Here is a 19,586-nt window from a genome sequence, read left to right on the forward strand (position 1 = left end):
TGTCGTAGCGCTGTTCCGTACGGATCCGGAGGCTCGCGTGCTCATGCCTTCACCAGCCCCTGTCGGGTGGCGCCGCCCAGCGCCAGGTAGACGTCCTCCAGGCTCGGCGTGGCCAGCGTGAAGTCGTCGAGCGCGGCGAACGCGGCGCCGCCGGTGACGGTCGCGACGACCGCGCGGGCCTCCTCGGGGGCCAGCCGCAGCGTCCAGCGGCGTCCGGAGGCGACGGCCCGGTCCCGCAGCACGGCGACCTCCGGCACCTCCAGCGGCGCCCGCTCGCGCCACACCAGCTCCACCCGTACCTCGTCGGCGACCTGCTCCTTGAGCCCGGCGGGCGTGTCGCAGGCGATGACGCGCCCCTGATCGAGGACGGCGACCCGGTCGAGGACGGTCTCCGCCTCGATGACGTTGTGGGTGACGAGCAGCACGGTCGTCCCGCGCTCCGCCCGTCGCCGGTCGACGGCGGCCCACACGGCCCGCCGTGCCACCGGGTCCATCCCGGTGGTGGGCTCGTCGAGCACGAGCAGCGGCCGCTCCCCGACCAGCGCGGTGGCGAAGCAGGCCAGCCGCCGCTGCCCGCCGGACAGTTTCTTCAGGGGCCGCCCGGCGATCGCCGTGAGGCCCAGTTCCTCCAGTACGGCGTCCCGCTCGGCGCGGGCCGGCCGGACGTCCAGGCCGCGCAGCCGCGCGGTCGTCTCGGCGGCGAGGGCCACGGTCAGCTCGTCGAGGGCGGAGGATTCCTGCCCGAGGTAGGCGAGGATCCGCGCGGCGCGCTCGGGGTGGCGCACGATGTCGTGCCCGAGGATCTCGACCGTGCCGGTGTCGGGCCGCATCAGGCCGGTGAGCTGGCGGACGAGGGTGGTCTTGCCCGCCCCGTTCGGACCGAGCAGCCCGAAGATCTCACCCCGCCGGACGTCCAGGGCCACGTCGTCGGTGGCCCGGATCTCGGGGGTCCCGGGAGCGCCGCGGCGGCCGCGTACCGCCGGATAGGTCTTCGTCAGCCCGCGCACGGCACACGCGACCTCGTCACTGTGCCGGATCACCGGTGCCGCGCGCGTACTCACAAGGGACGAGACTACGGGGTCCAGCGGCCCGGCCCGCTTTCGGGTGGGCCCCCGGCCGCGAATCCGCCGGTCACGACAAACCACCGCAACGCCGCTCAACCACGGCGTGGCGGCCCGGTGGTGCCGACGTCACCGCGAGCGGTTCACTGCTCCCCGGCCGGCACCCGCTCGGCGGCCGTGCGCACATCGACCTCCCGCCAGAACCCGGCCCGGATCGCATAGCGGTCGTGCTCGTCGATCTGGTCGTCCTTGTGGGCCAGCAGCCCGAACCGGGCCGCGTACCGGAGCAGCTCGCCATCGACGCGATGCGGGATCCGGGGGTACATGGTCGACAGCTTCTGGAGGTGGCTCTGGTCGCCGAGCCGCTCCATCCACCGGCGTGCGAAGACCTGTCCCACCTCGTACGGGTCCCCGCCCACGGTGGTGATGTCCTCCTCCCGGTCTGCCCACCGCTGCTCCGCCGTGGTCAGCTGCGCGAGCGTCGGCATGGAGGCGACCTCGGGCGGTTCCGCCGCGCCGCCGGGCCGGTCGACCCAGCCCTTGTCGGAGGACCAGCGCAGGGTCGCGGTCGCGGGGTGCTGCGCGGGGTGCGCTCCGTGCGAGCGCAGCGCGGCCAGGTCCTTGGGGGTGGGGACGCCCTTGGTGGCGTGCCCGCGCTCCTGGGTGCCGTTCTCGGAGGCGGTGGCAGCGGGGGTGTGCTCCCGCTCCTCGGCGGGCCGCTCGGCGGCGGGGGCGAGCGCGGAGTCGGGCAGCGGCGCGGAGAGGATCGCGGCGATCTCGGGGCGCGGCGCGGGCGGCGGCGCGCAGATGCCGCCCAGATCCTTGGCCCGTACGGCCTTGGTGATCCACGCGCGGTCGAGCACGCGCCGTTCGTCGGCCTCGGCGACGAGGTCCTCGGACTGGTTGTAGTCGCCGTCGGCGGCCTGCACGGCCCACAGGTGTACGGCCACCCCGTGTTCCTTGGCGGCCATCATGCCCGGCAGCAGGTCACCGTCGCCGGTGACGAGGACGACGTCGGAGCAGGCGCGGTTGCGGGCCAGCTCGGTGAGCTCGGCGTGCATGGCGGCGTCCACGCCCTTCTGCGCCCATCGGCCGTCGCTGCGGGTCAGGGCGCCCAGCCGGACGGTGACCCGGGGCATGACGCGCAGGCGTCGGTGTTCGGGCTGGGGGACGCGGTCGGGGGCGCCGTCGAACCAGTAGATGCGCAGCAGGGGGCGCTGCGTGTCCGATTCGGCCTGCTCGCGCAGCCCCTGGATCAGGGCGGCGTGCTCGACGGTGATGCGGGACCGCGAGGGCTCCCCTGCGAGGAGGCTGGCGGCGGCCCCCAGCAGATACCCGGCGTCCACCAGGACGATGCAGCGGTCCACACGACTCACCCTCTTCCCGGGAGGTTTGCTTCGGGCCTGCTTCGAGTCTGCCCGACGGCGCGGGGGTTAACGGCCGGAACTCGATCTTCGGCGTGGCGTTTCGGGGCCGCGCTCTCCGACCAAGGCCTGTCACACACGGTAATTATCCGAAATGCGTCACTTGCCAGCCTATGTGAATCTGGTCCCGGCCCTGGCCCCTAGATCACCCACAGGAGGCAGATCACCATGGCCAAGAACAAGAACCGTGACCGCAAGCAGTCGCAGTCCGACCGCGGGCAGCAGGCCCCGCAGTCCGTGATGGAGCCGCAGAACGAGCAGCACGCCGCCCAGGTGCCCCCTGGTGACCTGGCGCACAAGGGCCGTCAGAAGCGCTTCGGTCACAACTGATGTCTGCGTAAAGGGCTGTTGCAGCCCGAGCACCGTGAGGGGCGCATCCGGTCTCGGATGCGCCCCTTCGTGTGATCACTCCTCCGTGGAGGTCCTCAGCCGGCCAGGCAGGACGGGCCGAGCAGCACCTTCAGGTCGCCGAAGAGCGCCGGGTCGGGCTTGACCCGGTGCTTGTCCAGGCGCAGCACCGTGGTCTTCGTCGGGCCCTGGAGCTTGATGCGGACCTCGCTGTCGCCCCGGTGGTGGCTGAGGATCTCGCCGAGGCGGCTGACCATCGGTGGGGTGACCCGGGTGGCCGGGATGGTGAGGACGACGGGCGCGTTGGTGCCCGCGTTGGACAGGTCGGGGACCTGGAGCTCCATCGCGACGAGCCGCGGCACGTCCTCGCGCTTGTCGAGGCGGCCCTTGACGAACACGACGGCGTCCTCGACGAGTTGGGTCGAAACCAGCTGGTACGTCGCCGGGAAGAACATGCACTCGATGGAGCCCGCGAGGTCCTCGACCGTGGCGATCGCCCAGGCGTTGCCCTGCTTGGTCATCTTGCGCTGCAGGCCGGAGATGATGCCGCCGATCGTCACCACGGCTCCGTCGGCGTGCTCACCGCCGGTGAGCTGGGCGATGCCCGCGTCGGCCTTGTCGGACAGCACGTGCTCCAGGCCGAACAGCGGGTGGTCGGAGACGTAGAGGCCGAGCATCTCGCGCTCCTGCGCGAGCAGGTACGTCTTGTCCCACTCGTCGTCGGTGAAGGTCACGTCGAGTCCGAAGCCGGGCTCGCTGCTGGTCTCCTCCCCCATTCCGCCGAAGAGGTCGAACTGGCCCTCGGCCTCCTTCCGCTTGACCGCGACCACGTTGTCGATCATCGGCTCGTACTGTGCGGTGAGGCCCTTGCGGGTGTGGCCCATGGAGTCGAAGGCGCCGGCCTTGATCAGGGACTCCGTGGTGCGCTTGTTGCAGACGACCGCGTCGACCTTGTCGAGGTAGTCCGGGAAGGAGGTGTACTTCCCCTTGGCCTTGCGGCACTTGATGATCGACTCGACGACGTTGGTGCCGACGTTGCGGACGGCGGACAGGCCGAAGAGGATCACGTCGTCGCCCTGGGCGGCGAAGTTGGACATGGACTCGTTGACGTTCGGCGGGAGCACCTTGATGCCCATGCGGCGGCACTCGTTGAGGTAGACGGCCGACTTGTCCTTGTCGTCCTTGACGGACGTCAGCAGCGCCGCCATGTACTCGGCGGGGTAGTTCGCCTTCAGATAGGCGGTCCAGTACGAGACCAGGCCGTACGCGGCGGAGTGCGCCTTGTTGAAGGCGTAGCCCGCGAAGGGGACCAGCACGTCCCACAGCGCCTGGATGGCCTCGTCGCTGTAGCCCTTCTCGCGGGCGCCCTTCTGGAACAGGACGAAGTTCTTCGCCAGTTCCTCGGGCTTCTTCTTGCCCATCACACGGCGGAGGATGTCGGCCTCGCCGAGCGAGTAACCGGCGATGATCTGGGCGGCCTTCTGCACCTGCTCCTGGTAGACGATCAGGCCGTAGGTGACCGCCAGGACCTCTTCGAGGGGCTCCTCCAGCTCCTTGTGGATCGGGGTGATCTCCTGGAGCTTGTTCTTGCGGAGCGCGTAGTTGGTGTGCGAGTCCATGCCCATCGGGCCGGGACGGTAGAGCGCGGAGACGGCGGAGATGTCTTCGAAGTTGTCGGGCTTCATCAGCCGCAGCAGCGAGCGCATGGGGCCGCCGTCGAACTGGAAGACGCCGAGGGTGTCGCCGCGCTGGAGCAGTTCGAAGGTCTTGGGGTCGTCCAGCGGGAGGCTCAGCAGCTCCAGGTCGACGCCCTTGTTGGACTTCACCATCTTGACGGCGTCGTCCATGATCGTCAGGTTGCGCAGGCCGAGGAAGTCCATCTTCAGCAGGCCGAGCGACTCACAGCTCGGGTAGTCCCACTGGGTGATGGTCACGCCGTCGGTGTGCCTCACCCACACAGGAACGTGCTCGGTGATGGTCTCGCTGGACATGATCACGCCGGCGGCGTGCACGCCCATCTGCCGGACCAGGCCCTCGACGCCCTTGGCGGTGTCGATGACCTTCTTCACGTCCGGCTCGTTCTCGTACATCCCGCGGATCTCGCCCGCCTCGCCGTAGCGTGGGTGCGAGGGGTCGGTGATGCCGTTGAGGTCGATGCCCTTGCCGAGGACGTCGGCGGGCATCGCCTTGGTGAGACGGTCGCCCATCGCGTACGGGTAGCCCAGCACGCGCGCGGAGTCCTTGATCGCGTTCTTGGCCTTGATCTTGCCGTAGGTGCCGATCATGGCGACCTTGTCGGCGCCGTACTTCTCCGTCACGTACCGGATGACCTCGACGCGTCGGCGCTCGTCGAAGTCGATGTCGACATCGGGCATGGAGACGCGCTCGGGGTTGAGGAACCGCTCGAAGATCAGGCCGTGCGGGATCGGGTCGAGGTCGGTGATGCCCATGGCGTACGCGACGATCGAACCGGCCGCGGAGCCTCGCCCCGGGCCCACCGCGATGCCGTTGTTCTTGGCCCACATGATGAAGTCGGCGACGACGAGGAAGTACCCCGGGAACCCCATCTGGATGATGACGTCCATCTCGTACTCGACCTGCTTCTGCCGGTCGTCGGGGATGCCGCCGGGGAAGCGGCGCTCCATGCCGCGGCGGACCTCCTCCTTGAACCAGCTGACCTCGGTGTAGCCCTCCGGGATGTCGAACCTCGGCATGAGGTTCTTGGCCTCGAACATGCCGGTGGTGTCGATCTGCTCGGCTACCAGGAGGGTGTTGGCGCAGCCCTCCTGCCAGGCGTCCGAGGAGTCGATGGCGTACATCTCGTCCGTGGACTTCAGGTAGTAGCCGGTGCCGTCGAACCTGAAGCGGTCCGGGTCGGAGAGGTTCTTGCCGGTCTGGATGCACAGCAGCGCGTCGTGCGCGCTCGCCTCGTGCGCGTACGTGTAGTGCGAGTCGTTCGTCACCAGGGGCGGGATGCCGAGCTTCTTGCCGATCTCCAGCAGGCCGTCGCGGACCCGGTGCTCGATGTCGATGCCGTGGTCCATCAGCTCCAGGAAGTAGCGGTCCTTGCCGAAGATGTCCTGGTAGTCGGCGGCGGCCTTGAGGGCCTCGTCGAAGTGGCCGAGGCGCAGCCGGGTCTGGACCTCCCCGGAGGGGCAGCCGGTGGAGGCGATGAGCCCCTCGGACCACTGGGAGATGGTCTCCTTGTCCATCCGGGGCCACTTCTGCAGCCAGCCCTCGGCGTACGCGTCGGAGGAGAGCCGGAAGAGGTTGTGCAGGCCGGTCTTGTTCGCCGCCCAGATCGTCTTGTGGGTGTAGCCACCGGAACCGGAGACGTCATCCCGTTTCTGGTGCGGCTGGCCCCACTGGATCTTGCGCTTGTTGCGGCGCGACTCGGGCGCGACGTACGCCTCGATGCCGATGATGGGGGTGATTCCGGCCTTCTGCGCGGAGTGGAAGAAGTCGTACGCCCCGTGCAGGTTGCCGTGGTCGGACATGGCGATGTGTGTCATGCCCATCTCGTTGCAGGCGTTGAACATGTCCTTCAGCCGCGCGGCACCGTCCAGCAACGAGTACTGGGTGTGGACGTGCAGGTGCGTGAACGGCGGCTTCGACACGGTTTCGGCCTCCAAGGAAAACGTACTTTTACGGATGCCCGACCGGCGGCGGACGGTCCGGCGACAGCGTCGAAGTCTATGCCTCGACTCTGACACTCAGCGGGCACCTCCGCGTACCTTCGTGCGTTGGACACGGCAGAGACACTGTCGTGCACGTACCGCACCAGGAGGCACCCAGCGATGTCGGTTCCGCAGCTCAACGACGAGCACCGCGGCGAGGAGATCCTCGCCGTCTTCGACACCGCCTTCGGCGAGCTCCTGGCCGCCGACCCGGCCGCGTTCCGCGTGAAGTTCCGGAAGATGGCGGCCTCGGCCTTCGCGTTCTACCGGGGCACGGCCGCGCTCTTCTACCACGACCAGGACGCGGAGAAGCGGGGCGGCCCCTACCTGGACGAGCGCACCTCGCGCGTGTGGATCCACGGCGACCTGCACGCCGAGAACTTCGGCACCTACATGGACGCCAACGGCCGGCTGATCTTCAACGTCAACGACTTCGACGAGGCCTACGTCGGCCCCTTCACGTGGGACCTGAAGCGCCTGTCCGCCTCGATCGCCCTCATCGGGTACGCGAAGGCGCTCAGCGACGAGCAGATCACCGAACTGGTGCGGGTGTACGCGGGCGCGTACCGCGAGCGCATCCACGCCCTGTCCACCGGCGCCAAGAGCGACGAGGTCCCGCCCTTCACCCTGGACACCGCCCAGGGCCCCCTCCTGGACGCGCTGCGCGACGCCCGCTCGCTGACCCGCTTCGGGCTGCTGGACTCGATGACCGAGATCCGTGACTTCGAGCGCCGGTTCGCCGCGGGCGGCGGCTCCATCGAGCTGGACGCCGCCACGCGCTACAAGGTCCTCGCCGCCTTCGACGGCTATCTGGAGACCCTCCCGGAGACCTCTCTCGCCCGCCCGGACTCCTACCGGGTGAAGGACGTGGTGGGCCGCCGCGGCATCGGCATCGGCTCCGCGGGCCTGCCGTCGTACAACATCCTCCTGGAGGGCCACAGCGACGCCCTGGAGAACGACGTCGTGATCTACATCAAACAGGCCCAGACCCCGGCCGTCTCCCGGCACATCACGGACCCTGAGATCCGCGGCTACTTCCAGCACGAGGGCCACCGCACGGTGATCTCCCAGCGCGCCCTCCAGGCGCACGCGGACCCGTGGCTGGGCTGGACCGAGCTGGACGGCGCGGGCCAGCTGGTCGCCGAGGTCTCGCCGTACGCGGTCGACCTGGACTGGGGCGACATCGACGACCCGGAGGAGATCGCGGGCGTCGTCGCCGACCTGGGCCGGGCCACGGCCACGATGCACTCGGCCGCCGACGACCAGTCCGGCGAGTCCCTGGTGCCCTTCTCCACCGAGCGGGCCATCGACGCGGCGATCGCGGCCGACGAGGAGGGCTTCGCGCCGCTCCTGGTGGAGTTCGCGCACAGCTACGGCGCACGCGCGCGTGCCGACCACCAGATCTTCGTGGACCTGTTCCGCAACGGCCGGATTCCGGGTCTGTGACGGAACGGGTTCTCACAGGCACCCTTTAGGGGTCTCTTACAGGACCACGTGACACACTCTCCTCCGCTATGGACATATCCGGGACCCACCTCAGAGTCGTACGCGCGGCGCTGTTCACGGCACTCGTCGTGACGCTCAGCACCGCGTCGCACGTGCTGCTGTCGCGGGCCCCGCTGCCGCTGAACACGGTGGCCGCCGTCGCGGTCGCCGTGTTCGTGCTCGCGTACACCCTCGCGGGCCGCGAGCGCGGTTTCGGGCGGATCGCCGCCCTGCTGGTACCGCTGGAGCTGGCGGCCGACACCCTGTTCACCACCGGCCAGCACGTCTGTTACGGCCCCGCGGGCGGCCCGGTCGCCGGCCCCCTGCGCTCGGTCGGCTGGAACGTCCTGTGCGGCGGCGCCACCGACGTGGGCACCCCGCTGGCCCAGGTGCCCGGCGCCCACGGCGACCGGCTGGCCGCCCTGCTCGCCCACGCGGACCCGGCCACCGCCTGGCTGCTGCTCGGCGCGCACGTCGGCGTGGGCTTCCTGGCCGCCGCCTGGCTGCGCCGCGGCGAGCGGGCGCTGGCCCAGGTGCTGCGGGCGGTGACCGCGACGACCTTCCGGCCGCTGCTGCTGGCCTTCGCCTCCGTGGGCGTGCGGCTCACCCCGCAGGTCCGTCGCCTGCCGCGCCCGGTCCGCCGTACGGCGACCGCCCGCGAACTGATCCTCGTGCACTCCCTGGGACGGCGCGGACCGCCGTGCTCGGCCGCTGTCGCCTGACAGCTGCCCGAGCGCCACCAGTCCCCCATACGTACTCCGCACACGACGTGTGCGTCCCCTACGGAGATCACCACCATGAGCAAGCGGAACAGCCAGGCCTCGAAGAACGCCGCCCGTGAGCGGCTGCGCCAGGAGCGCGAGCGTCAGGCCAAGCGGAACAAGATCAAGCGGCAGGCCATCGTGGCCGGCTCCGTGGTCGGCGTCCTCGCGATAGCCGGCGGCATCAGCTACGCGGTCGTCCAGGGCAACAAGCCCAGCTACTGGGAGGCCGCGAAGGACGACAAGCTCGTCAAGCCGGCCAACACCACCGGCACCGACGGCACCACCGTCGTCTACGGCAAGAGCACCGCCAAGAAGACCCTCGTGATGTACGAGGACCCGCGCTGCCCGATCTGCGCCCAGTTCGAGCAGACCGTCGGTTCGACGGTCGAGAAGGACCTCGATGCCGGCAAGTTCAAGATCCAGTACGTGGGCGCCACCTTCCTCGACGGCAACCTGGGCGGCGAGGGCTCCAAGAACGCCCTCAGCGCCATGGGCGCGGCGCTCAACGTCAGCTCCGATGCCTTCAAGGAGTACAAGACCGCGCTGTACTCGGCGAAGTGGCACCCCAAAGAGGACGACGACAAGTTCAAGGACGACGCCTACCTGATCAAGGTGGCCGACACCGTCCCCGCGCTGAAGGGCAACGCGGCCTTCCAGAAGGCCGTGAAGGACGGCACCTACGACAAGTGGGCGCTGGACATGTCGAAGACCTTTGACAAGAGCGGTGTCCAGGGGACTCCGACGCTGATGATGGACGGCAAGAAGCTGACCGGCTCCGACGGCAAGAACGCGCCGATGACGGTGGCCGACTTCAACACCGCGATCGAGGCGGCGCTGAAGGGCTGACGCGGGCCTGAGCCGACCTCAAGCCGAAGAGCGGGCGAACTTTTCCAGTTCGCCCGCTCTTCGGCCGTACTGGTCAGTAATCTGATCGCCCGTGACCAGTCCTTACAGATCATCCGAGAGCGCCCACCCCGTCAACTCGCTTGCGCCGCGCCGCCGTACGGTCGTCAAGGCCGCGGCAGCCACCGCCGTCCTGGCAGGTCCCCTCACCGCCGCGCTGCCCGCCCGGGCCGCCACCGACGCACCCGCCTTCCTGCACGGTCTCGCCTCCGGCGACCCGCTGCCCGACGGCGTCCTGCTGTGGACCCGGGTGACGCCGACCACCGAGGCGATACCCGGCTCGGGGCTCGGCCCGGACACCGAGGTCAGCTGGACCGTCGCCACGGACAAGGCGCTGAAGAACATCGTCGCCAAGGGCTCCGTCACGGCGACCGCCGCATCCGACCACACCGTCAAGGCCGACGTCCGAGGCCTGGAACCGGCCACGGACTACTGGTTCCAGTTCTCGGCCGGCGGCACGGACTCACCGGTGGCGCGTACCCGCACCGCGCCGGCGGCGAACGCCTCCGTGGCGGGCCTGCGCTTCGGCGTGGTCTCCTGCGCCAACTGGGAGGCCGGCTACTTCTCCGCCTACCGCCATCTCGCCGCACGCGGCGACCTGGACGCATGGCTGCACCTCGGCGACTACATCTACGAGTACGGCACCGGTCAGTACGGGACGCGCGGCACCGTCGTACGGCAGCACGCGCCGGCCCACGAGATCCTCACGCTCGCCGACTACCGGACCCGGCACGCCAAGTACAAGACGGACCCGGACCTCCAGGCGCTGCACGTGAAGGCGCCGGTCATCGCGATCTGGGACGACCACGAGTTCGCCAACGACGCCTGGTCGGGCGGCGCGGAGAACCACACCGAGGGCACGGAGGGCACCTGGGCGGCGCGTCAGGCGGCTGCCAAGCAGGCGTACTTCGAGTGGATGCCGGTCCGCACGGCCGTCGCGGGCACCACCTACCGCCGGCTGCGCTTCGGCAAACTCGCCGACCTGTCGCTGCTCGACCTGCGTTCCTTCCGCTCGCAGCAGGTCGGCGTCGGCAACGGCTCGGTCGACGACCCGGACCGTACGCTCACCGGGCGCGCCCAGCTCGACTGGCTGAAGGCGGGTCTGAAGGCGTCCGACACCACCTGGCGGCTGGTGGGCAACTCGGTGATGATCTCGCCGTTCGCCATCGGCTCCCTCTCCGCGGACCTGCTCAAGCCGCTCGCCAAGCTGCTGGGGCTGCCGCAGGAGGGCCTGGCCCTCAACACCGACCAGTGGGACGGCTACACCGACGACCGCCGTGAACTGCTGGCCCACCTGCGCTCGAACGCCATCCGCAACACCGTCTTCCTGACCGGCGACATCCACATGGCGTGGGCCAACGACGTGCCGGTGGACGCCGGGACCTACCCGCTGTCGGCGTCCGCCGCCACCGAGTTCGTGGTCACCTCGGTGACCTCGGACAACCTCGACGACCTCGTGAAGGTCCCCGAGGGCACGGTCTCGGCGCTCGCCTCACCGGTCATCAAGGCCGCCAACCGGCATGTGCACTGGGTCGACACCGACCGCCACGGCTACGGGGTCCTGGACATCACCGCCGACCGAGCGCAGATGGACTACTACGTCCTGTCCGACCGCACGAAGGTTGACGCGGCCTCGGCCTGGACCCGCTCGTACCGCACGCGCAGCGGCACGCAGAAGGTGGAGCGGACGTACGACCCGGTCTAGGTATGACGACCCGCAACCTGTCAGAGGGTTTCGAGGAAGCCGAGTGCCACCCGCCAGGTGGCCTCGGCGGCCTCCTCGTCGTAGTCCGGCAGGTCGGGGTCGGTGTACAGGTGGCCGGCCCCGGCGTACCGGTACACCTCCACGTCGGCGCCCGCTCTGCCCATCTGGAGGTACCAGGCGCTGAGCCAGTCGTCCGTCTCGAACGGGTCCGGCTCGGCCACGTGCAGCTGGACCGGCAGTTCGTCGACGGACGTGTTCGGCGCGAGGTCCGAGGTGCCGTGCAGGAGCAGCAACCCGCGCGCCTTCTCGTCGCCGAGGGCGAGGGTCTGCGCGACGGAGGCGCCGAGCGAGAACCCCGCGTACACGAGCCCGCGCTCCGAGTAGGGGGCGGCCGCCAGCACCGCCCGCTTCAGCAGTTCGTCCTTGCCGATCTCGTCGTTGAAGGCCATGCCCTCCTCGACCGTGTCGAACGTGCGCCCCTCAAAGAGGTCCGGCGTCCACACCTGGTGCCCGGCGGCACGCAGCCGGTCCGCCGCCGCGCGCACCGCGGGACGCAGTCCGAAGGTCGAGTGGAAGAGCATGATGTTCATGAGGCCATGGTGCCAGCCGGTGTCGGCCGGGCCGGGCCGGGCCGGCGGCACGATCGTGTTCCTCTTCACAAAAGCCACATGTTCACGGCCCCGCTCGGCCGGTTACGTTCGAAGGCATGGAGATTCTACTCCGCCCCCTGATCGTGGTCGGCGGCTCGCTCGCCCTGACCCTGCTCATCGGCTGGGCCACCGACCGACTGCTGTGCAAGGCCGACACCCGGCACCCCGAGACGCCCCTGTGGGGGCTGTTGCGCCGCGGCCGCATCCCGTACCAGCTCGTGCTGTGCGCGGCGATGCTGAGAGGGTCGTACGACGAGGCGGAGCTGCTTCAGGAGCACCAGGTCGGCATCGGCCGGACGCTGACGCTGGTGCTGATCGGGTCGGCGGCGTGGCTGGTGATCCGGATCGCGGCGGCGATCGTCGAGACGTCGTACTCGCGCTACGCGCGCATGCACCACGACGCCGCCCGGGTCAGGCGTGTGCGGACCCAGGTGACGCTGATCATGCGCGTGGTCTCCGCCGTCGTCGGTGTGGTGGCGGGGGCTTCGATGCTGCTGACGTTCCCCGCGTTCCGCGCGGCGGGCGCCTCGCTGCTGGCCTCCGCCGGAATCCTCGGCATCGTCGCCGGTGTGGCCGCCCAGTCCACGCTGAGCAACCTGTTCGCCGGACTTCAGATCGCCTTCGGCGACATGGTGCGCATCGGCGACACGGTCGTGGTGGACGGCGAGTGGGGCACCGTCGAGGAGATCACGCTGACCTTCCTGACGGTTCGGACATGGGACGAGCGCCGGATCACCATGCCGGTCTCGTACTTCACCTCCAAGCCGTTCGAGAACTGGTCGCGCGGCACGCCGCAGATGACCGGCATCGTGTACTGGCACGTCGACCACACGGCACCGGTGGAGGCGATGCGCGACAAGCTGAAGGACATCCTGCGCGAGTGCCCGGCCTGGGACGGCCGCGCCTACGGTCTCGACGTCACGGACACCACGCCGAACACCATGCAGGTGCGTGCGCTGGTGACGGCCAAGGACGCGGACGACATCTGGACGGTCCGGGTGAAGGTCCGCGAAGGGATGATCCGCTGGCTGTCCCAGGAGCACCCGTACGCGCTGCCCCGCGTCAACACGGCGGACGCGGTACTGCCGCCGAGCCGGACCAACGGCGACCGGCCCAACGGCAGCAACGGCCACAGCGACGGTGGCTACGGCAACGGCGACCGGAGCAATGGCGACCGGTCCCGCGGCGGCTCGTCGCGCGACGGTTCCCGCGAGGGCGCGGTACCGCGTCGCGCGTAGGAGCCGCCGCGCACGGGGCGCCGGCGGAGAAGGCCGTCAGTGACCGCGCTCCGCGCCTCCGTTGACCTGGACGACCTGTGAGGTGATGTGCCCGGCGCCCGGGGACGCCAGCCAGTGCAGAGTGGCGGCGACGTCCCCGGGCGTACCGGCACGCCCGGTGGAGGTCTCGCCGACGAGCCGCTCCCGCCGGGCCTCGTCCATCCGGCCCCCGAAGAACTCGGTGTCCTCGATGTAGCCGGGCGCGACGACGTTCACGGTGATACCCCGCGGCCCCAACTGCCGCGCCAGGTCATGGGCGTACGGGTGCAGTGCGGCCTTGGCGGCGCCGTACGCCCCGCTGCCGGACCCTCGGTAGGCGGCGATGGAGCTGAGGAACAGCACCCGTCCCCCGGGCTCGGCGAGCCGTTCCTTCAGGGCTTCCGTGAGCAGCGCCGCGGTCAGGACGTTGAGCCGGAAGTTCACGGTCCACTGGTGGGCGACCGCCTCGAGCGGGTCCTCGTCGTCGGGCTGGGGCTCCAGCTGCCCGCTGCCTCCGGCGCTGTGGATGAGCACGTCCACGGCCCCGAGCTCCCGGGCCACGAAGTCGGCGACCCCGCGCACCCCGGCCGGATCGCTGAGGTCGGCGGCGTAGGTCAACACCCCCGGCACCCCGGCCTTCTCCAACACCTCGGCGCGCCGCCCGAGCAGCAGCACGCGATCCCCTTCCGCGGCGAACTCCCGCGCCGCCGCAAGCCCAATTCCTGTTCCACCGCCACTGATCACAACATTCCTAGCCATAACAACCCACCCTACAAAGGCCGGGCGGACAGCCCCGGGACCCGGGGGGGCATTTCCCTCACCGCAAGCTGCGCACGTCCAGATGCCGAAGCACCCGGTCCACCACCTCCGGGTCCGCTCCGGGCTCACTCCGCGCCGCCACCACCTCATGCCGCGCGGCGCTCAGCATCTCGCCCTGAATACGCCGGATCCGCTTCAGCCGCCGCACCCGGTGCTGGTGCCCCTCCCGGCGCTCGTCCTCGCCCATGTCCGGGCTGATCCGCAACCCGATGTCGAAGGCCCGCCGCACCATCTGCTCGGACAACTCCTCCGGCAGCTCCTCCTCCGCCTCGATCTCCCGCAGCCTGCGCTTCGCCGCCTTCGCCGCCCGTACCGCCAGCGCCTTCTCGAAGTCCTTCTCGCGGTCCGTGTCCGCCCGCACCCCGAGCCGCCGCACCAGCCAGGGCAGCGTGAGCCCCTGCAACACCAGCGTCACCATGATCACGCCGAACGCGATGAAGACGATCTCGTCGCGGTTGGGGAACGCCGTCCCGTCGTCGGTCTCCAGCGGAATCGCCAGCGCCAGCGCCACCGAGGCGACCCCCCGCATCCCCGACCACCACATCACGACGGTCTCCCGCCAGCCCATCGGGATGTCCTCGTCGTGGTCCTTGCGGGCATGCAGCCGCTTGGTCAGCCACGTCGCCGGCAGCAGCCAGGCCAGCCGTACGAACACCACCACGACCACGATCGTCGCCGCCCACCCGAGCATCTCGCCCCACCGCCCGGACGCCGTCCGGATCGCGTTGTGCAGCTCCAGACCGATCAGCCCGAACGCGACACCGGTGACGAGCGTGTCGACGATGTCCCAGAAGGTGTGCCCGGCGAGCCGCGTCATCACGTCGTCGGGATCGGTCGCGTACTCGGCGAGGAACAACGCGGTGGTGAGCACGGCGAGTACGCCGGACCCGTGGAACTCCTCCGCCATCACGTAGGAGGCGTACGGCACCAGCAGGGTAAGCCCGATCTGCAGGGTCGCGTCGCCCAGCAGGTCCATCAGCTTGTTGGCGCCCCAGCCCAGCCCGACCCCGACCGCCACGGCGACCACGGCGGACAGCACCAGGTCCAGCCCCGCCTTCCACGGCGAGAAGGAGCCGCTGACGGCGGCGGCGATCGCCACGTGGTACAGCACGATGGCCGTCACGTCGTTGAAGAGCCCCTCGCCCTCCAGTATCGACACCAGCCGGCGCGGCAGCCCGAGTTGCCCGGCGACGGCGGTCGCGGCCACCGGGTCGGGCGGCGCGACCAGCGCCCCGAGCGCCAGCGCGGCGGCGACGGGCAGCCCCGGCACGATCGCGCTCGCGACGGCGGCCACACAGCAGGTGGTGACGAACACCAGCGCCACGGCCAGCAGGAAGATCGGCCGTTTGTTGGCCGTGAACTGCCGCCAGGACGTGCGCCGTACGGCGGCGTACAGCAGCGGGGGCAGCAGCAGGGGCAGGATCAGATCAGGGGGGACGCTCACGTTCGGCACGAAGTCGAGCACCGCGAGCACGATCCCGAGCAACGTCATCAGCACCGGCGCCGGCAGCCCGAAGCGATCCCCCACCGGGACGCTCACCACGGCCCCGAGCAACAGGACGAACAACAGGGCCAGCTGATCCACGCTCAGCGCTCCACACGGTAGACGTCAACGGACAGACCTCAAGCCTGCCACGTCGCGCCCGTACGCCCTCGGCTCAGAGCACGCGCCGCATCGCCCGGTGCGGTATGCCCGCGTCCGGAAACTCGGGTCCGTACGCCTCGTACCCCAACCGCTCGTAGAAACCCAGCGCCTGCGTCTGCGCGTGCAGATCCACGGCGGTCAGGCCGCGCGCGCGGGCCGCCTCCTCGACGGCCCGCACCAGCGCCGCCCCGACACCGAGTCCGCGCGCCGCCCGCGCCACGGCGAGCCGCCCCAGCGACCCGACCGACGGGTCGCCGCCGGTCTTCGCGGCGGCGGCCTCCCCGAACAGCAGCCGTCCGGTCCCGAGGGACACCCCGTCCTCCCGGACCGCCAGCACATGCACCGCCTCGGCGTCGTACGCGTCGTACTCGATCTCCCGCGGGACGCCCTGCTCGGCGACGAAGACCTCCTTGCGCACCGCGAAGCACGCCTCCCGGTCGGCGGGATCCTCGGCGACGCGCACCTCGTACGCGGGCGGACTCACGCGTACGTCTCCTCACGGACCTGGTCGAGGGCCTTCTGGAGGTCGGCGGGGTAGTCGCTCTCGAACTCGGCCCACCGGCCGTCGCCGGGGTGCTCGAAGCCCAGCCGTACGGCGTGCAGCCACTGGCGGGTCAGGTGCAGCCGCTTGGCGAGGGTCGGGTCGGCGCCGTAGGTGAGGTCGCCGACGCAGGGGTGGCGGTGGGCCGCCATGTGCACGCGGATCTGGTGCGTGCGGCCGGTCTCCAGCTTCACGTCGAGCAGGGAGGCCGAGCGGAACGCCTCGATCAGGTCGTAGTGCGTGACGGACGGCTTGCCCTCGGCCGTGACCGCCCACTTGTAGTCGTGCTGGGGGTGGCGGCCGATGGGCGCGTCGATGGTGCCGCTGGTCGGGTCGGGGTGGCCCTGGACGAGCGTGTGGTAGCGCTTGTCGACCGTGCGCTCCTTGAACTGGCGCTTCAGCGACGTGTACGCGTACTCGGACTTGGCCACCACCATCAGGCCGGAGGTGCCCACGTCGAGGCGGTGCACGATGCCCTGGCGCTCGGCGGCGCCGGAGGTGGAGATGCGGTACCCGGCTGCGGCGAGGCCGCCGATGACGGTGGGGCCGCTCCAGCCGGGCGAGGGGTGGGCGGCGACGCCGACCGGCTTGACGATCACGACCACGTCGTCGTCGTCGTGCACGATCTCCATGCCCTCGACCGGCTCCGCGACGACCTGCACGGGGGCGGGCGCCTGCGGCATCTCGACCTCCAGCCAGGCCCCGCCGTGCACCCGCTCGGACTTCCCGACCACCGAGCCGTCGACCGTGACCTTCCCCGCCGCGGCGAGCTCGGCGGCCTTCGTACGGGAGAAGCCGAACATGCGGGAGATGGCGGCGTCGACGCGCTCGCCCTCCAGGCCGTCGGGCACGGGCAGGGTGCGGATCTCGGGAATCGTGCTCACCCGTCGAGTATGCCGGACGGGTCCGACTGCCCCGGCACTCAGTCCTTGTGGACGGTTCCGTCCGGGTCGAGGCCGCGGAAGGACAGCAGCACGATCAGGATGCCACCGCACACGATCGCCGAGTCGGCGAGGTTGAACACCGCGAAGTGCTTGGGCGCGATGAAGTCGACCACGGCGCCCTCGAAGACGCCCGGCGAGCGGAAGATCCGGTCGGTGAGGTTGCCGAGCGCCCCGCCCAGCAGCAGGCCGAGGGCGATCGCCCAGGGCAGGCTGTAGAGCTTGCGGGCGAGCCGGGCGATCACCACGATCACGGACGCGGCGATCACCGTGAAGATCACGGTGAAGGCCTCGCCGAAGCCGAACGCGGCGCCCGCGTTGCGGATCGCCTCGAACTTCAGCCAGTCCCCGATGATCTCGATCGGCGCGTGGTGCTCCAGCTTGGCGACCACGATCAGCTTGCTGACCAGGTCCAGGGCGTACGCGAAGGCCGCGACCGCGAAGAGCACGGCGACGCGCCGCCGGCCCCTGGGCCGCGCGCCGGCGTCGTCCCGCTCCTCGGCACCGGTCACCGTCGACGCCCCGCCGGTGCCGGAACCGCCGGTGCCGGAACCGCCGGCCGGGGACGCGGTCCCCTCGGCACCGGACCGCGCCTCCGACGCGGCCCCGTCGCCGGGCCGCTCCTGCTCGGCCCGTGCCGCGTCCGGGGTGTCCGGCGTACCGATGATGCGCTCCGCCTCTGCCACGTGAGTCCCTCAACCTAGGTACCTGACTGAGGACGAGGGTACGGCACGCCCCGCGCCAGGACCCGCCGGGCGCCGCAGGTCAGTACCGGCGCTCCTGCTTCTGCTTGCACTCGACGCACAGCGTGGCCCGCGGGAAGGCCTGCATGCGGGCCTTGCCGATGGGATTGCCGCAGCTCTCGCACAGGCCGTACGTGCCCGCGTCCAGCCGTTCCAGGGCGCGCTCGGTCTGGATCATCATCTCGCGCGCGTTGGCGGCCAGCGCCATCTCGTGCTCGCGCGTGATGTTCTTGGTGCCGGTGTCCGCCTGGTCGTCGCCCGCTCCGTCCCCGGAATCTCGCATGAGGCCCACCAGGGACGCCTCGGACGCCTCGATCTCCTCGCGCAGCCGTGTCGCCTCGGACTGCAACTCGGTGCGCGCCTCGTCGACCTCTTCCGTCGTCCAGGGGTCCTCACCGGGGCGCACCGCGAGCTCGCCCGGCTCCACCGCGCCGACGCGTGCCTTGGGTACGGCGGTCTGCGCCGCCGTGGCCGTGCCAGGAGTCTTCTTCGCAACCACGTCCGTGGCTCCCGTCTGCTCCGCGGCCTGGGCCGCGCCCACTCTCTTCGACGTTCTCTTCTTGGCCGCGCCCTTCGGGGCGCCGCCCTTGCCCGCGCCGCCCTTCCGCACGGCACCCTTCGCCTCGACTGCCGCACCCGCTGTCGCGACCTCTTCCCCGCCGGCCGCCTTCGAAGCACCGGTCTTCCTCCCGGCCGCCTTCGCCGCCGTGGCCCTCTTCCCGGCCCCCTCCTTCTCCCCCACGTCCACGACCTCCACGGCGGCCCGCTTCTCCGCGGCGGTGGCCTTCTTCCCGCCCGCCTTCTTCGCGGTCACCTTCTTCGCGGCGGCCTTCGAGGCGGCGGGGGTCTTCGAGGCGGCGGCGGTCTTGGTGGCGGCGGCAGTCTTGGTGGCGGCGGCAGTCTTGGTGGCGGCCTTCTTGGCAGCGGCCGTCTTCGGGGCAGCCGTCTCGCTCGCGGCCTTCTTGGCAGCGGCCGTCTTCTTCGCAGTGGTCTTGGTGACAGCGGCCTTCTTCGACACGGCCTTTGTGGAAGCTTCCTGCTTCGCGACGGCCGTGGTGGAGTCCGTCTCCTGCCCAGCCGTTCCCTGCCGGCCCGCCTTCTTCCCAGCCGTCTCCATCCCGGCCGTCTCCTGCCCAGCCGCCTCCAACCCGGCCGCTTCCTGCCGGGCCGTCTCCTGCCCAGCCGCCTCCAACCCGGCCGCTTCCTGCCGGGCCGTCTCCTGCCCAGCCGCCTCCATCCCGGCCGCTTCCTGCCGGACCGTCTCCTGCCCGGCCGCCCCCAGCCCGGCCGCCCCCAGCCCGGCTGCCTTCTTCCCTGCCGCCTTCTTCCCTGCCGCCTTCTTCCCGGCCGGGAAGCTCACCGCTGTCTCAGTGGCGACCGTCTTCACCGCCGCCGCCTTCGTGGCGGCCTTCTTCGCCGCCGTCCTCACCCGCTTCAGTGGCGAGGCCGAGGTCGTCGGCGTCGCCTCAGGAGCCACGCGTGTCCCATGAGCCACCTCGGCGGCCGCCTGAGTGCTCTTCTTCCCGCCGACGTCCTTGGCCGCACCGCCGGAGGCCTTGGCACGCGTGGACCTGCCCGACGCCGACTGCTCTACGGCGGTCTTCTTACCCACCATGCCGCGGCC

The 19,586-nt window shown here is 70.6% G+C and carries 16 protein-coding genes; 6 read left to right on the forward strand and 10 right to left on the reverse strand.

Annotated elements, in window-relative coordinates:
- Nucleotides 1-41: 41 nt before the first annotated feature.
- Entirely contained in the window at nt 42-1,061 is a 1,020-nt protein-coding gene (locus tag IG99_RS01675; protein WP_051864834.1) for an ABC transporter ATP-binding protein, read from the reverse strand.
- A gap of 143 nt (nt 1,062-1,204) precedes the next feature.
- Nucleotides 1,205-2,428 (reverse strand): NYN domain-containing protein, encoded by a 1,224-nt coding sequence (locus IG99_RS01680; RefSeq protein ID WP_037668826.1) that lies wholly within the window; start codon nt 2,426-2,428, stop codon nt 1,205-1,207.
- 225 nt (nt 2,429-2,653) lie between these two features.
- Here IG99_RS01680 and IG99_RS49470 point away from each other — a divergent pair, with 225 nt between their 5' ends.
- Nucleotides 2,654-2,815, forward strand: coding sequence for a hypothetical protein (locus IG99_RS49470; protein ID WP_199815434.1), 162 nt, complete (start codon nt 2,654-2,656; stop codon nt 2,813-2,815).
- A 95-nt stretch (nt 2,816-2,910) separates the two neighbouring features.
- Here IG99_RS49470 and dnaE read toward each other — a convergent pair whose 3' ends face one another.
- Nucleotides 2,911-6,450 carry a DNA polymerase III subunit alpha gene (gene dnaE, locus IG99_RS01685; protein ID WP_037669589.1) on the reverse strand — a complete coding sequence of 1,180 codons (3,540 nt, stop codon included), beginning with the start codon at nt 6,448-6,450 and terminating at the stop codon, nt 2,911-2,913.
- A gap of 180 nt (nt 6,451-6,630) precedes the next feature.
- Between dnaE and IG99_RS01690 the strand changes: the two genes are divergently transcribed.
- The 4 genes from IG99_RS01690 (at nt 6,631) to IG99_RS01705 (ending at nt 11,367) form a co-directional block, all read left to right on the forward strand.
- Nucleotides 6,631-7,956, forward strand: a complete 1,326-nt coding sequence (locus IG99_RS01690) for a DUF2252 domain-containing protein (protein WP_037668827.1) — start codon at nt 6,631-6,633, stop codon at nt 7,954-7,956.
- A 68-nt stretch (nt 7,957-8,024) separates the two neighbouring features.
- The gene (locus IG99_RS01695) at nt 8,025-8,717 is read left to right on the forward strand and encodes a hypothetical protein (RefSeq protein ID WP_037668828.1); all 693 of its coding nucleotides are present in this window, start codon (nt 8,025-8,027) and stop codon (nt 8,715-8,717) included.
- A 75-nt stretch (nt 8,718-8,792) separates the two neighbouring features.
- Nucleotides 8,793-9,605, forward strand: a complete 813-nt coding sequence (locus IG99_RS01700) for a thioredoxin domain-containing protein (protein WP_037668830.1) — start codon at nt 8,793-8,795, stop codon at nt 9,603-9,605.
- Nucleotides 9,606-9,696: 91 nt separating this feature from the next.
- Nucleotides 9,697-11,367, forward strand: coding sequence for an alkaline phosphatase D family protein (locus IG99_RS01705; RefSeq protein WP_037668832.1), 1,671 nt, complete (start codon nt 9,697-9,699; stop codon nt 11,365-11,367).
- 20 nt (nt 11,368-11,387) lie between these two features.
- Here IG99_RS01705 and IG99_RS01710 read toward each other — a convergent pair whose 3' ends face one another.
- Nucleotides 11,388-11,957, reverse strand: coding sequence for a dienelactone hydrolase family protein (locus IG99_RS01710; protein ID WP_037669592.1), 570 nt, complete (start codon nt 11,955-11,957; stop codon nt 11,388-11,390).
- Nucleotides 11,958-12,073: 116 nt separating this feature from the next.
- On the opposite strand from IG99_RS01710, the gene IG99_RS01715 reads away from it, so the two are divergent.
- A complete protein-coding gene (locus IG99_RS01715; protein WP_078947482.1) occupies nt 12,074-13,255 on the forward strand; it encodes a mechanosensitive ion channel family protein in 1,182 nt (393 codons plus the stop codon).
- Between the two features lie 36 nt (nt 13,256-13,291).
- Here IG99_RS01715 and IG99_RS01720 read toward each other — a convergent pair whose 3' ends face one another.
- The 6 genes from IG99_RS01720 to IG99_RS44055 all read right to left on the reverse strand — a co-directional run bounded on the left by IG99_RS01720 (nt 13,292) and on the right by IG99_RS44055 (nt 19,577).
- Nucleotides 13,292-14,032, reverse strand: coding sequence for an SDR family NAD(P)-dependent oxidoreductase (locus tag IG99_RS01720; RefSeq protein WP_037668835.1), 741 nt, complete (start codon nt 14,030-14,032; stop codon nt 13,292-13,294).
- A gap of 58 nt (nt 14,033-14,090) precedes the next feature.
- Entirely contained in the window at nt 14,091-15,677 is a 1,587-nt protein-coding gene (locus tag IG99_RS01725) for a Na+/H+ antiporter (protein WP_037668836.1), read from the reverse strand.
- Between the two features lie 73 nt (nt 15,678-15,750).
- The gene (locus tag IG99_RS01730; RefSeq protein WP_037668837.1) at nt 15,751-16,221 is read right to left on the reverse strand and encodes a GNAT family N-acetyltransferase; all 471 of its coding nucleotides are present in this window, start codon (nt 16,219-16,221) and stop codon (nt 15,751-15,753) included.
- Nucleotides 16,218-17,162, reverse strand: coding sequence for an RluA family pseudouridine synthase (locus IG99_RS01735; protein WP_037668838.1), 945 nt, complete (start codon nt 17,160-17,162; stop codon nt 16,218-16,220). Before IG99_RS01735 ends, IG99_RS01730 begins: the two co-directional genes overlap by 4 nt.
- A gap of 38 nt (nt 17,163-17,200) precedes the next feature.
- Nucleotides 17,201-17,905, reverse strand: coding sequence for a signal peptidase II (lspA, locus tag IG99_RS01740; protein ID WP_037668840.1), 705 nt, complete (start codon nt 17,903-17,905; stop codon nt 17,201-17,203).
- A 79-nt stretch (nt 17,906-17,984) separates the two neighbouring features.
- A complete protein-coding gene (locus tag IG99_RS44055; protein ID WP_078947483.1) occupies nt 17,985-19,577 on the reverse strand; it encodes a TraR/DksA family transcriptional regulator in 1,593 nt (530 codons plus the stop codon).
- Nucleotides 19,578-19,586 lie beyond the last annotated feature (9 nt).

Origin of the sequence: Streptomyces griseus subsp. griseus (assembly GCF_000720255.1) — a bacterium.
GTDB classification, from domain to species: domain Bacteria; phylum Actinomycetota; class Actinomycetes; order Streptomycetales; family Streptomycetaceae; genus Streptomyces; species Streptomyces griseus_I.